The organism is Rouxiella badensis, from assembly GCF_026967515.2.
GTDB lineage: Bacteria > Pseudomonadota > Gammaproteobacteria > Enterobacterales > Enterobacteriaceae > Rouxiella > Rouxiella badensis.
Window position 1 is genome coordinate 20,619 of record NZ_CP114062.1, and the last position, 13,638, is coordinate 34,256.

Below are 13,638 nucleotides of genomic sequence, written 5' to 3' on the forward strand. Positions count from 1 at the left end.
CATTAACCCAGAGGCCATACTCTCCTCATTCCTGACCCCGTAAGCGAGTTATCGTTTAATAAACACTTAATGAAGAGAGCCTTAAGATGAACATTCCAGCCTTTGGTTTAGGGACATTCCGTTTAAAAGATCAGATTGTAAAAGACTCGGTTTCAACGGCGCTGGCGCTGGGATACCGTGCTGTCGACACCGCCCAAATTTATGACAACGAAGGCGCGGTAGGTGAGGCCATAGCAGAAAGCGGCATCCCACGCGAAGAGATCTTTATCACGACCAAGATTTGGATCGAAAATCTCAGCGCCGGCGCGGTGATTGAAAGCCTGAAAGTCAGCCTCAGTAAGCTTAAAACCGATTACGTCGATCTGACGCTGATCCACTGGCCGTCGCCGAACGGCGCTGTCAGCGTCGCGGAAACGATGCAGGCGCTGGTTGAGGCAAAAAAGCAAGGGCTGACGCACCAGATAGGGATTTCAAACTTTACCGTGGCGTTGATGCAGGAGGCCATCGATGCCGTAGGCGCCGCCGAGATTGCTACCAATCAGATTGAGCTATCGCCATTCCTGCAAAATCAGCAGGTCGTGGATTTCGCGCGCCAGCACAATATCGCGATAACCTCCTACATGACGCTGGCCTATGGTGAGGCGCTGAAGGATGCCACTATCATGCAGATTGCCGAGCAACATGGTGCAACACCGGCACAGGTTGTTTTGGCATGGGCGCTTCAGCTGGGTTATGCGGTGATCCCGTCTTCGACCAAGCGGGCAAACCTAGAAAGCAATTTGCAGGCGCAAACGCTGAAGTTGTCGCCACAAGATATGGCGCAGATTGCCCAGCTTGAACGTCACGGGCGTCTGGTCAGTCCGCAAGGCCTGGCGCCAGAGTGGGATGCTTAATTTGCTTCGACGTGCTGTAGTTTTTCACTCAGGAAGTCGATAAAGCAGCGAATACGCGTGCTGACGGCCTGGTCGCTGTAATAAACTGCGTGCATCGGCATGGCGATGCGCATCACCGCGGGTACCAGCAGCTCAACCAGATCGCCTTTATCAACGTCCTGCTTGATCATAAAGTCTGAAAGACAGGCAATCCCGTTGCCCGTCAGACAAAGCTGGCGCAGGGTCTCACCGCTGCCAGCAGAGATAAATGGCGTAATCGTCAACTGTTGGCCGTCTGCACACAGCAGCGGCCATTTGTTGAGATGCAACACCTCGTTGAATCCCAGGCACCGATGATTGGCGAGATCGTCCACGTTTTTCGGCACACCCCATTTTTCCAAATACGCCGGTGAGGCCAATACGCTTCGATAGCTCAACATCAGTTTGCGGGCGCGCAGGCTTGAGTCTTCCAACTCGCCGATGCGAATCGCGATATCCACCTGCTGATCGATTAAGTTGATATTGCTCTCCGAGGAGAAGAGCGAAAGCGTCATTTTGGGATAGCGCTGAGTGAATTCGGCGACCAGCGGAGTGAGAACGTGAAGCACCACCGGCGTAGCGGCATCCACTCGCAGCAGACCTTGTGGTTCGTTGCGATTCTCCAGCAGGTCATTTTCCGCTGCCGCCATCTCCTGAAGGATTTTTTGAACCCGGGTAAAGTAGCGTTCGCCCTCATGAGTCAGGCTAATTTGACGCGTGGTGCGATTGAGCAACTGAATGTCTAATTTCTGCTCTAGCCGCTTTATCGTCCGACTGACCACCGAATTATCCTGCCCGAGATGCTCGGCGGCCCTGCTAAAACTGCCGCTCTCGACCACCGTCACAAAGACCATCAGCTCTTCTGAACTCGCTTTCATTGTTGCATCCCGGACATAAATTTCTAAATATTCTGGTTATTTAAGCACAGGGCCAGCGGGCTTGCTATCAAATGTCGGATCAGGTTATTGATGTTTTTTAAGCTCAAGATGTATACCAATGTAAACAAATTGGGTCTTCCTTAAGTGGGGCGTATACTGGGAAATACCGCTGAAGGGAAATTTTCCGCACAGCAGATTCACGATGGATATCGCCAGTTTCCAATTATCTTGAGGGATTCTGGGTAGAAATGGGTTAACAGTGTGCCGAAAAAAACGTATGCAATGAGGTATGTTGCCGGTCAGCCGGTTGAGCAAATCTTCCCAGGTGTATTGCCACATCCTGGACCCGATCTGCCACCCGGCGCGGCACTCACCAATTCGAACGTCTTGCGCATCATGGTATGGAACATCTTTAAACAGCAGCGCGCTGACTGGCTTTCTGTACTGCAGGGCTTCGGTAAAGACGCGCAGTTGGTCCTGCTGCAAGAGGCGCAGACGACTCCTGAACTTATCCGTTTTGCCACGTCTAATTTTCTGGCTGCCGATCAGGTACCCGCCTTTGTTTTACCACAGCATCCTTCTGGGGTGATGACGCTGGCCGCCGCGCATCCGGTGTATTGCTGTCCGCTGCGCGAACGGGAGCCGCTGCTTCGTCTGTCAAAGTCTGCGTTAATCACCGTGTACCCCTTAACGGATGGTCGCCTGTTAATGGTAGTCAACATTCACGCGGTGAATTTCAGCATTGGTGTCGACGTTTACAGTAAGCAGCTCGACCCTATCGGCGAACAGATTGCCAACCATAAAGGTCCGGTGGTGATGGCGGGGGATTTCAATGCGTGGAGCCGCCAGCGCATTAATGCGTTGTACGGTTTTGCGAGCAATATCTCGCTTCAGGAGGTTCGTTTCCCTGCGGACCTGCGTCGCCGGGCGTTTGGCCGCCCGCTCGATTTTATCTTCTACCGCGGGTTGAGCGTGACACAGGCTCAGGTGCTGGAGACGCGGGCTTCCGATCATAATCCACTGCTGGTGGACTTTTTAGCGCAGCAGCACCCCTGAAGAAAATTTGCCCCGGCAAGCGCAAGGCTCGACCGGGGCAGGCGTTAAGCGATTTTATCGACCTGCTTTACGGCCTTGGGCTGTTTGCTCCGCTGGCGCGGGTAGAAGCGGCCCTCTTTCAGTGAAGTCTCTATCTCTTCCAGCGAGCGCCCCTTTGTTTCCGGAACCATAAAGAAGATAAACAGGAAGCCCAACAGGTTGAGCAGCGCATAGAACCACATTGCCCCGCCGATGCCTAAGATGTTGACCAGTGAAAGTGCGGTGGCGGTGAGAAGCAGATTCGAGCCCCATAGCGTTGCCGCGTGCAGGCTGGTCGCCTTTTCCCTGATGCTCATCGGATAGACCTCTGAACCCAGAAGCCAGCCAATAACCTGGATCCCGCCCGAGTTAAACACCATAAACGCAAACAGACAGGTCACTATCAACCAGCCATATTGCTGGCCATGACTATCCAGCATAAACATCAGGCCAAGCAGAAACAGGCTGATGATGGCACCCGGCATCATCCACAGAGTCAGGGTACGACGGCCCACGTGGTCGACCACGAGCTTACCGATAATCGTCAGCACCAGATAAATCACCGCCACACCCAGCGCCGAATGCAGCGCCGCGCCTCGGCTAAAGCCTGCATCGGTCAGGAAGGTGGGCGTGTAGTAGATCATCATCTCGATGCCCGAAAGCTGAGTAAAAGCCGCTACGCCTAAACCGGCAAACAGGGCAGGGCGCATCCACGGCTGTTTGAGGTCTTTCCAGCCTGCGACGGCTTTACGTTCGACTTTATCGTGTACTTTTTGAATATTTCGCAGTTCATGGCGCACTTCGCGATCGGTTTCACGCACCATGTTCAACGCAACACGCGCTTCTTTGATACGTTTCTGACCGACCAACCAGCGTGGGCTCTCAGGCAGTGGCAGCATACCGACCAGCAAAATCAGCGCCGGGATAGCCGCGACCGAGAACATCACGCGCCATGACCAGATATCCTGCATAAACGCGCCGACCAGGCCAGCGGTGAGAATGCCGATACCGATAGAAATATTGAAAAAGGTCACCAGTCGCCCCCGTTTTTCGGGCGGGGCAAGCTCAGCGATATACACCGGCACTATCTGTGAGGCTCCGCCGACGGCAAATCCGAGCACGATACGCGCCACTCCCAGCCAAAACGCCGAGGCGGAAAGGCCCGAGCCGATTACGCCAATGGCGAAAATACCGGCGACGGTCATCACCGTATAGCGGCGGCCTATAGAGCTCGAGAGTTTACCGCAGCACAGTGCGCCGATAACTGCCCCCACGAGTATGGCGCTGGTCACCCATTCCTGAGCGTGGCTCGACAGGGAAAAGTCGTGCGTGATTTGTAGCAGCGCGCCCGAAATAATCCCGGTGTCGTATCCGTAGAGGAACCCGGCGATGGCGGCTATGCCCGTTGCGGTAAGGAGAAACGCATCTGCGCTGAGAAAACTGTTGTTATCACTATTTTCAACCGTAGCCGGAGCGCTATTTTCGCTCCCTCGCGTCTCTGAGAGTGTTTCAATTTTTTCTTCATTTATCTGCGTCATAAGTACCTTGTTTATTAGTTTGATTTCAGTGTTTCAAATACGTCCTTGCAAAAGAGTGAAAGGGGAAAAATAGGTGGCCAATCAGGATAGAAATTGGTGAGAAATAGAGGCCGATAACGCTATCTCTCCCCCTTGCCCTGCGTGCTGGCATCAGGCGTGCCAAAGGGTTTGGTCTGTTTCTCACTGTGTAATATCTATAACAGCTAATTTCAATGTTGTCATATTTTGTGATGCAAATCACATTTTTTTGGGCAATTACAGGTCGAAGGACTAACAGTTGCGCTTTCAATAAAATTATATTCTGTGAGGTTTGTTGATGATTTTTGTTATTTTAAAATGCATAAGCCTAATAGGATTTGTTATTTATCTTTGGCGGGAGTGATTTGGGGTAAATAGTTTTTTACCCGATGGGTGATATTAACGGCGCTATACTCAAGGCATAAAAAAAGCACCCGAAGGTGCTTTTTTCTTAACGACTACAGTGCGGTATCAACTTTCAGGACTCTGCTTGCCGCTGACGTAGAGCGTCAGCTTCTCGCCTGGTTGAAGGTTGTCCATGCCCGCATTCCAGCGCATCACATCTTTGATGTTCACGCCGTTACGTCGAGCAATACTGGCCAACGAATCGCCTTTACGTACCTGATACGTAATACTGCTGTTGCTACCACTCACGCCGCTGTCTGCCACTTGCAGGGTTTGCCCAACTTTTAGCACGCTCGCCGAGCGTAAATTGTTCCAACGCTGTAAATCACTGGACTTCACATTCAGTCTAGCTGCAATCCCTGACAGGCTGTCGCCGGAGCGGACCTTGTAAGAAGCTGCACCAGACGTGCTGTTGCTGGCCAATCTCGTTTCCTGTACTGCGTTGATGTCTTCATCAGCCAGGGAATCTTTGAGCTGGTCGGCATGCGCCTTTGGTAACACAATGTAATGTGGGCCGTTAGGGGCCGTAACATTACGTTTATAGCCGGTATTGAAGGATTTAAGCTTAGTCAGTGACATGCCCGCCATCTCAGCCGCCTGAGTTAACTGCATCTGTTGGCCTACTTCGACACGCGCCAGAGCACGGTCTTCGTCAGGCTTCGGTAAGCTAATTCCGTATTTTTTACTGTGCTTAAGAATATCGCTAAGCGCTAACATCTTCGGTACGTAAATCGACGTCTCACGCGGGAGAGCCAATGACCAGAAGTCTGTTGGGCGACCTTTCGCTTTATTCTGTTTTATCGCTTGCATCACGCGACCTTCACCGCTGTTATACGCTGCAACGGTCAGTAACCAGTCGCCGCCAAACATCTTGTTCAGGTTTTGCATCATATCAAGCGCTGCGGTTGTCGATGCCACAACATCACGGCGACCGTCATACCACTGGTTATCTTTCAAACCATAATTGCGACCCGTACTTGGCACAATCTGCCATAACCCAGCGGCATTAGCTGCTGAAGTTGCTTTGGGGTCAAAAGCGCTCTCCACTATGGGTAGCAGTACTAGTTCCATCGGCATATTACGTTTCTTAATCTGCTCTGTGATCCAGTACATGTACGGCTCTGCCCGTAATGTTACATCGTGGAGATAGCTCTTATTTTTTAAATATTTTAGTTTTTGCTCACGGATCCGGGGATTATCCGGAACCTTCATCTTCAGCTCGTCGCCAATGAAGTTCCACAGATTCTTTTGCGCATTGGGGTCACTCGAACCTAACCACTGCGCCGACGTCGACTGCCCATCGTCTGTGTACTCTCCTGCTTCACTTTGACTTGCCGAAGACAAACTCTGTGCGTGCTGTTCTGGTATTTTGCCGTCCTGCCTGGACGCCTGACAACCAGCTAGCAACAACACGGAGGCGATGATGATTATCGCATTAGCCTTCATGTGTGTGTCATAGTTGCTTAAAAGACGAGCAATACTACTTTGCCTCGTCAAAAAAGACAACTAAAAGGTTCAGAAGCTATCTTTGAGATGCCTCAAAAGCGCAAAAACCTGCCAGTCAGTCGTAATGCTTTCGTTAATGTTTAAATTGTTTTGTAAATCAACGTCATGACAACGTAAAAACAGGTTGATTTTACGTTCTAAACCGAGCGTTGTAGGGAGGGATGATTGCCCCTTTTTACGCTTATCTAGCACCGTTTCTTCATGGGCTGAGATATCAGAATCGTCGGGAAGAATTGAGCGTGCAAACTTAAGGTTTGAGACTGTATATTCGTGCGCGCAGCAGACAAGCGTTTCGTCCGGAAGTTCGGCTAAGCGTTGAAACGACTGGTACATTTGCTCGGCGGTTCCTTCGAAGAGGCGTCCACACCCTGCCGAAAACATCGTATCACCGCAGAAAAGATAAGGTGCGCTATAGTATGAAATGTGACCTAAAGTGTGCCCGGGCGTAGCAAAAATAGCCCAGTTTACCCCCCCGATTTCGACCTCGTCGCCGTTTTTAAGAATTATCTGAGCGCCTTTGCTCAAAGTTTCTTCGGGGCCGTACACTGTTACAGCGGGAAATCGCTCAATTATCGCCCTCACGCCGCCGACATGGTCGTGATGATGGTGGGTCAGCATGATAGCCGTTGGAGTCAGATGACGTTTTCCGAGTGCCTCAAGCACCGGCTCGGCCTCACCGGGATCCACTATCACACAATGACCATTTTGGTCATCAAGTAACCAAATGTAGTTGTCCTGCAGGGCCGGAATACTGATAAGATTCATGACAAACTCCTGTTTAGCAAATGCCTGAAAGTTGAAAACAAAACATGAAGTCAGCACATATCCGCAAAAAGCTCGTGGTGCCTTCATCCTGGGATGACATTCCCCGTGGTGATTACTACCGTGCCGCGCTTGAAAGACAACTGCAACCCTGGTGGAGCAAGTTGTATGGCTTTCATTTGCTTAAAATTGGCAATTTGAGTACTGAAATCAACAGCGAAGATTGTCCCATCTCGCATCAGGTCAACGTTGCGCCCGACGGGCAAGGGCTGCACGTGCTCGGTGACCCTTACTATCTGCCGTTTGAACAGAAGTCAGTCGATGCCTGTCTGCTGTGCCACACGTTGAATTATGCCACCGATCCGCATCGTATACTGCGCGAGGTAGATAGAGTTTTAATAGACGATGGCTGGCTGGTGTTGAGCGGATTTGCGCCGCTTAGCGTGATAGGGCTCGGAAAGTGCGTTCCCTTCCTGCGTAAAAAGCAGCCTTACATTAGCCGCATGTTTAGTCAGACAAGGCTCATCGACTGGCTGAGTTTGCTCAACTATGAAGTGATGTTTAAATCACGGTTTCAGGTATTGCCCTGGCACCGGCACGGCGGGGAACTGCTCAGTGCGCATCTTCCGGCGCTCGGTTGTATGACGGTTATCGTGGCACGTAAACGCACGCTGCCGCTGCTGCCCACCGCTAAAAAAGTGCAGGCACGCCGACAGTCGATTGCCCAACCCGTCGGCGCAAACAAGTCCTACCGCGAAGAGCATGACGACTAGCCCTTGCGCGGTGCAGACTATTTCTCTGGCTGATAACCTACGTCTTCGAGCGTAGGATTTCCGGCGGCAAGACGTGCCAGCTCGTCACAGCGTTCGTTCTCAGGATGGCCCGCGTGGCCCTTGACCCACATCCAGTTCAGGGTGTGCGTCTGAATCGCGGCATCCAGCCGTTGCCATAAATCGACGTTTTTCACCGGTTTCTTGTCAGCGGTTTTCCAGCCACGTTTCTTCCAGTTGTGGATCCACTGGGTTATTCCCTGGCGAACATACTGGCTGTCGGTGCTGAGCGTCACGTCGCAGGGGGCGGTTAGCGCTTCGAGTGCGACGATAGCGGCCATCAGCTCCATGCGGTTGTTGGTTGTCAGTCGATAACCCGCACTAAAGGGTTTTTCATGCTCTTTGTAGCGCAATATTGCGCCGTAACCACCGGGTCCCGGATTGCCGAGGCAAGATCCGTCGGTGAAAATTTCTACCTGTTTGCGCATCTCTGGTAGACTCTTCCATCAGAATATAAAAGCCAAGTCTGACATAAACGAGCGCTATGAGCACTGCAATATGCTAACAACACCTACCAGACAGATTGTTCTCGATACCGAAACCACCGGTATGAATAAGCTGGGCGTCCACTTCGAAGGGCATCGTATCATTGAAATCGGCGCCGTCGAGGTCATCAACCGACGCCTGACCGGCAGAAATTTCCACGTCTATTTGAAGCCGGACAGACTGATCGATCCCGAAGCCTTCAACGTTCACGGCATCAGCGACGAATTTCTTGCCGACAAGCCAACGTTCGCCGACATTGCCGACGACTTCCTGGACTACATTCGCGGCGGTGAGCTGGTCATCCATAACGCGAACTTTGACATCGGCTTCATGGACTACGAGTTCGGCATGCTGGGGCGCGATATCCCCAAAACCGAAACGTTTTGCAAGATTACCGACAGCCTGCAGATGGCACGCAAGCTGTTTCCCGGCAAGCGTAACAACCTCGATGCGCTGAGTGACCGCTATCTGATAGACAACAGCAAGCGAACGCTGCACGGCGCATTGCTTGACTCCGAAATTCTCGCCGAAGTCTATCTGATGATGACCGGTGGGCAGACGTTGATGAAGTTTTCCCACGAAGGCGAGCAGAATACCGGCGCTGACGGGTTGGATATTCAGCCTATCCTGCGACCGGCCTCGGGTTTGAAGGTGTTGTTTGCCAGCGATGAAGAATTGAGCGCGCATGAATCGCGTCTCGATCTGGTGATGAAGAAGGGCGGAAGCTGTTTGTGGCGACCGGCGCCACCGGAAACTGAGTGAAAATAAAGCATCCCTGGCGTGAAAAACAGCGTGATGAGGAAATACTGAGCAAATAGAATTATTTGTCAGAAAAAGCATTGACGGAATCAGCGACCAACCGTAATATTCGCCTCGTTCCAGTGACATGGAGCGGCAGTAAGCAGTAAAAAAGTGGAGCGGTAGTTCAGTTGGTTAGAATACCTGCCTGTCACGCAGGGGGTCGCGGGTTCGAGCCCCGTCCGTTCCGCCACTATTCAGAAGCCCTGATTCAGTAATGAATCAGGGCTTCGCTGCTTTATATCCCTTCAGAAATTATTCTTTGCCCAGCTCGGCCTTCATATAGTTCATTGAGGTGCTGGTCGCACGGTCATGACGCGCAATAAAGCGATAGAATCCACCCGACAGAAATGCGCCGATAAACCAGCTGAAGTTGGCCACGCCGTGCAGGCTCGGCGTAAAGCTAATCAGCAGACCAATTAACACCGCAGGAACCAGCGCCCCGATAGCCTTGGGATTAAAGCCGTTGCGATACCAGTAGCGACCCGAAGGCGTCGCGTTGAACAGCGCATCCACGTCCATATGACCGCGTTTGATCAGGTAGTAATCCGCCAGCAGAATACCGAATAACGGCCCGATAAACGCGCCCAGTACGTCGAGCGTGTAGTGAATCAGCTCTGGTGACTGGAACAGGTTCCACGGCGTTAACAGCACGGAACCCACGGCAGCAATCATCCCACCGGTGCGGAAACTGATTTTTTGCGGCGAGCAGTTGGAGAAGTCGAAGGCCGGAGAAACGAAGTTGGCGACGATATTAATGCCGATAGTGGCAATAATCATGGTCAGTAGGCCCAACGCCACGGCAACGCTGTTACCGACGCGGCTTACGGTTTCGATAGGGTCGGTTATCATGGTGCCGAACAGCGACTGGGTGCCGGAAACAATCACCACGGTAACGATAGAGAACAACAGGAAGTTAAACGGCAGCCCCCAACGATTGCCGCGACGGATCTCGCTCATGTTTTTGCCGTAGCGAGAAAAGTCACCGAAATTCAGCAGCGGGCCGGAGAAGTAAGAGACGACCAGCGCGGTAGCCGTGATCATTTCCCAGGTCTGCTGACCGACGCTCAGAGATTTACTGGCCAGCGTAAAGGAGATGTTGCTCAGACCCGTTTTGTACACAATCCATCCGGCCAGCATAAGCATTACCACGTAAACGGCCGGACCCGCGACATCAATAAAGCGTTTGATTGCGCTCATGCCATGCCAGAACACCATCGCCTGCAGGACCCACATCACGCCAAAACAGATCCAGCCCAGCGCCGAAAGACCCAGCCAGTGCGGCTGCGTTAGCGGATTAAGGCCAGGGAAGAACTTCAGCAGAACCAGCATCAGCGCGCTGGCAGCCAGATAGGTTTGAATGCCGTACCAGGCAAAGGCGATAAGCCCACGGATCACCGCCGGAATATTGGCGCCGAAAACGCCAAACGCCTGACGGCAGATAACGGCGTAAGGCACGCCCGCCTGCTGGCTTGGCTTGGCGACCAGATTGGCGCAAAGCTGCACGATACAGATGCCACAAAGCAGGCAAATCAACACCTGCCAGCTTGCCAGCCCCAGTGTGAAGAAGCTTGCTGCGACCACGTAGCCGCCCATGCTGTGCACGTCAGACATCCAGAAAGAAAAGATGTTGTACCAGCTCCAGTTCTGGTCCCGCGTCGGAGCCAGATCGTCATTGCACAGCCTCGGGCTGTAGTGGGGCTTGATGATTCCGGCGCTATTCTCCGGGGCAGCAGCAGAGGTGTTTCCCTTGTTTGGCATAGATCGTGCTCCTGTCATAAACAACATTTGGAAGAAGGGAGGCCGGCGTCCGGCGATCCAAAAAATTAATCATTCAAATGTTCAGTGCAGGAATTAGGCCAAATTTCATTTTTTGTATACAAAAAAATATTTTCATGTATACGATTAAGTATCTGTTCGGTATACGGAGTAGTGATAATGACCAGCTGGAACGGCCTGAATACGGCTTATTTTACTGAGGATAAGGACGACCACATTTACAACGCGTTGGTGCGTTCTATCGTTGAACACCAGCTTTTGCCCGGTAACAAACTGCCCGAAGAAGCCCTGGCCGAGGCGTTTTCCGTGAGCCGTACCGGTATTCGTCGCGTGCTTCAGCGCCTTGCCGCAGTGCAACTGGTGACGCTGTTGCCCAAACGTGGTGCGCACGTGACCGTGCCAGACGCCGAAGAGTCGCGCAGCGTATTCACCACGCGTAAAATTTTAGAGTGCGCCAATATGAGTGAAGTGGTGGCGCATTGTCAGTCGACGCATCTGGCAGCGATGAAAAAGTTGGTCAACGAAGAGAAGGTTGCACACGAGGAGCGTAACGGCCCGGCGGCGATCCGTCTGTCTGCGGCGTTTCACGTTCAGTTGCAGGCCATTTCAGGCAATAAAGTGCTGACCGAAACGGTTTCACAGCTGACCCTACGTTCCTCGCTGGCTATCGCTGCCTGGGGCGCGCCGTGGCAGCAGGGATGCCGTTGCCACGATCATGACTTTCTGCTGTCGTTGCTTAAAAAACGTGACGCAGTTGCGCTGGCCGAGAAAATGGCTCAGCATTTTGACAATATTGTCGCCAGCCTGCGTTTCGAGAACAGCGAAGGTCCGACGCCGGATTTCGCCCAGATGTTTTCAGGCATTGTGGACCGGCAGGTGCAGGGCGAGGAAGCGCAATAATGGCTGAATCATTATCTCGCGATACGCGTTCATCGCTGTGTATACAATTAATCAATCCCAATACCAGCCTCGGCATGACGGAAATAATGGCAGCCACCGCGCGTCAGGTTGCTTCACCGGGTACAGAAATTCTTGCCGTATGTCCTGATGAAGGTGCGCCTTCCATTGAAGGGCATTTCGACGAAGCGATTGCCACGCTTGGCGTTTTACAACAGGTGAAAGCAGGGCGTAATGCGGGCGTCGACGGACATATCATTGCCTGCTTCGGTGACCCTGGCCTGCTTGCCGCCCGTGAGCTGGCTCGCGCGCCGGTGGTCGGCATTGCTGAAGCCGCGATGCACATGGCTACGCTGGTGGCGACCCGCTTCTCGATAGTAACCACCTTGCCCCGGACGCTGGTTATTGCACGCCATTTACTGCATCAGTACGGCTTTGAGCGCCACTGCGCCGCACTGCACTCTATTGATTTACCAGTGCTTTCGCTTGACGACGGCAGCGGATTGGCGCAGCAGAAGGTACGCGAGCAGTGCATTAAGTCGAAACAGACTGACGGCAGCGGCGCTATCGTGCTCGGCTGCGGCGGCATGGCTGATTTGGCGCAGGAGCTGACCCTCGAGCTGGGTATTCCGGTTATCGATGGCGTCAGCGCCGCAGTGCGTCTGATTGAGTCATTAAACGCTCTGCGCCTAACAACCAGCAAGCACGGTGACCTCGATTATCCTTTGCCCAAGCCACTCTCCGGGCGCTTTAAAGATCTGAACAACTAGCGACAAGCAGGGAACACAATGTCTGATATCGATTATGGTTTTACCCGCGATTACCCACGTGACTTGATAGGTTACGCTGGCCGTCCTCCTCATGCCAACTGGCCGAACAACGCCCGCATTGCCGTACAGTTTGTGCTTAATTATGAAGAAGGTGGCGAAAATAACGTCCTTCACGGCGACGCAGGTTCCGAGCAGTTCCTCTCCGATATTATCGGCGCAGCCAGTTTCCCTGACCGCCATATGTCGATGGATTCGCTGTATGAATACGGCTCGCGTGCAGGGTTCTGGCGCATCCACCAGGAGTTCCAAAAGCGCGGCCTGCCGTTAACCGTTTTTGGCGTGGCGATGGCGTTGGCGCGCAATCCTGAGGTGGTTGAGGCTATTAAGCAGGCAGATTATGACGTGGTGAGCCACGGCTGGCGCTGGACTCATTATCAGGACATGAGCGTGCAGCAAGAGGCTGAGTATATGCGTAAGGCCATCGATATTCTTGGAGACCTGTTTGGCACTCAGCCGCTCGGCTGGTACACCGGGCGCGACAGCCCGAATACCCGCAGGCTAGTGGTTGAACAAGGGGGCTTGCAGTACGACAGCGACTATTATGGCGATGACCTGCCGTTTTGGACGCCGGTCAAGCTTGATTCAGGCGAGGTGAAGCAGCATCTGGTTATCCCTTACACGCTCGAGGCTAATGATATGCGTTTCGCCTCAGCGCAGGGGTTTAACACCGGTGAACAGTTTTACACTTACCTGAAAGACAGCTTTGACGTGCTTTATGCCGAGGGAGAAACCTCGCCGAAAATGATGTCAATTGGCATGCACTGCCGTATTCTGGGCCGCCCGGGACGTTTTCGCGCGCTGCAGCGCTTCCTGGATTACGTGCAGTCACACGATCGCGTGTGGATCTGTAAACGTCAGGAGATCGCCGACCATTGGGCAAAGCATCACCCTGCGAAATAAATCCTTAAGTCTCTGCTAATATCGGT

General features: G+C 52.7%; 13 protein-coding genes and 1 tRNA gene. 8 read left to right on the plus strand and 6 right to left on the minus strand.

Going from position 1 to position 13,638, the window contains the following annotated elements:
- The first annotated feature begins 86 nt into the window (after window positions 1–86).
- Window positions 87–893, plus strand: coding sequence for a 2,5-didehydrogluconate reductase DkgB (gene dkgB / locus O1V65_RS00330; RefSeq protein WP_269130072.1), 807 nt, complete (start codon window positions 87–89; stop codon window positions 891–893).
- Here dkgB and yafC read toward each other — a convergent pair.
- Window positions 890–1,789, minus strand: coding sequence for a DNA-binding transcriptional regulator YafC (gene yafC / locus O1V65_RS00335; RefSeq protein WP_017491151.1), 900 nt, complete (start codon window positions 1,787–1,789; stop codon window positions 890–892). The genes dkgB and yafC overlap by 4 nt on opposite strands.
- Before the next feature lie 261 nt (window positions 1,790–2,050).
- On the opposite strand from yafC, the gene O1V65_RS00340 reads away from it, so the two are divergent.
- Entirely contained in the window at window positions 2,051–2,845 is a 795-nt protein-coding gene (locus tag O1V65_RS00340) for an endonuclease/exonuclease/phosphatase family protein (protein ID WP_017491150.1), read from the plus strand.
- 44 nt (window positions 2,846–2,889) lie between these two features.
- Here O1V65_RS00340 and O1V65_RS00345 read toward each other — a convergent pair whose 3' ends face one another.
- The 3 genes from O1V65_RS00345 to gloB form a co-directional block, all read right to left on the minus strand.
- The gene (locus O1V65_RS00345; RefSeq protein WP_017491149.1) at window positions 2,890–4,401 is read right to left on the minus strand and encodes a sugar porter family MFS transporter; all 1,512 of its coding nucleotides are present in this window, start codon (window positions 4,399–4,401) and stop codon (window positions 2,890–2,892) included.
- Between the two features lie 489 nt (window positions 4,402–4,890).
- Window positions 4,891–6,270, minus strand: a complete 1,380-nt coding sequence (gene mltD / locus O1V65_RS00350) for a murein transglycosylase D (protein ID WP_017491148.1) — start codon at window positions 6,268–6,270, stop codon at window positions 4,891–4,893.
- Window positions 6,271–6,339: 69 nt separating this feature from the next.
- Window positions 6,340–7,095 carry a hydroxyacylglutathione hydrolase gene (gene gloB, locus O1V65_RS00355; protein WP_017491147.1) on the minus strand — a complete coding sequence of 252 codons (756 nt, stop codon included), beginning with the start codon at window positions 7,093–7,095 and terminating at the stop codon, window positions 6,340–6,342.
- A gap of 44 nt (window positions 7,096–7,139) precedes the next feature.
- Between gloB and O1V65_RS00360 the strand changes: the two genes are divergently transcribed.
- Complete coding sequence (locus tag O1V65_RS00360; protein ID WP_017491146.1) at window positions 7,140–7,865, plus strand: methyltransferase domain-containing protein; 726 nt, start codon at window positions 7,140–7,142, stop codon at window positions 7,863–7,865.
- Between the two features lie 17 nt (window positions 7,866–7,882).
- On the opposite strand, the gene rnhA is transcribed toward O1V65_RS00360, so the two are convergent.
- Window positions 7,883–8,350, minus strand: coding sequence for a ribonuclease HI (rnhA, locus tag O1V65_RS00365; protein WP_017491145.1), 468 nt, complete (start codon window positions 8,348–8,350; stop codon window positions 7,883–7,885).
- Window positions 8,351–8,420: 70 nt separating this feature from the next.
- Between rnhA and dnaQ the strand changes: the two genes are divergently transcribed.
- Both dnaQ and O1V65_RS00375 read left to right on the plus strand, forming a co-directional pair.
- Window positions 8,421–9,170, plus strand: coding sequence for a DNA polymerase III subunit epsilon (gene dnaQ / locus O1V65_RS00370; RefSeq protein ID WP_017491144.1), 750 nt, complete (start codon window positions 8,421–8,423; stop codon window positions 9,168–9,170).
- Between the two features lie 152 nt (window positions 9,171–9,322).
- A tRNA-Asp gene (locus O1V65_RS00375) sits at window positions 9,323–9,399 on the plus strand.
- 62 nt (window positions 9,400–9,461) lie between these two features.
- Here the strand turns inward: O1V65_RS00375 and O1V65_RS00380 are convergent.
- Window positions 9,462–10,967 carry an NCS1 family nucleobase:cation symporter-1 gene (locus O1V65_RS00380; RefSeq protein WP_017491143.1) on the minus strand — a complete coding sequence of 502 codons (1,506 nt, stop codon included), beginning with the start codon at window positions 10,965–10,967 and terminating at the stop codon, window positions 9,462–9,464.
- A 177-nt stretch (window positions 10,968–11,144) separates the two neighbouring features.
- Between O1V65_RS00380 and O1V65_RS00385 the strand changes: the two genes are divergently transcribed.
- Genes O1V65_RS00385 through puuE form a run of 3 tightly spaced genes read left to right on the plus strand, consistent with a single transcriptional unit; the run spans window position 11,145 to window position 13,612 of the window.
- The gene (locus O1V65_RS00385; protein ID WP_017491142.1) at window positions 11,145–11,885 is read left to right on the plus strand and encodes a GntR family transcriptional regulator; all 741 of its coding nucleotides are present in this window, start codon (window positions 11,145–11,147) and stop codon (window positions 11,883–11,885) included.
- Window positions 11,885–12,652 carry an aspartate/glutamate racemase family protein gene (locus tag O1V65_RS00390; RefSeq protein WP_084912892.1) on the plus strand — a complete coding sequence of 256 codons (768 nt, stop codon included), beginning with the start codon at window positions 11,885–11,887 and terminating at the stop codon, window positions 12,650–12,652. The genes O1V65_RS00385 and O1V65_RS00390 overlap by 1 nt, the downstream gene beginning before the upstream one ends.
- A gap of 18 nt (window positions 12,653–12,670) precedes the next feature.
- Window positions 12,671–13,612 carry an allantoinase PuuE gene (gene puuE / locus O1V65_RS00395; protein ID WP_269130073.1) on the plus strand — a complete coding sequence of 314 codons (942 nt, stop codon included), beginning with the start codon at window positions 12,671–12,673 and terminating at the stop codon, window positions 13,610–13,612.
- Window positions 13,613–13,638: the final 26 nt, after the last annotated feature.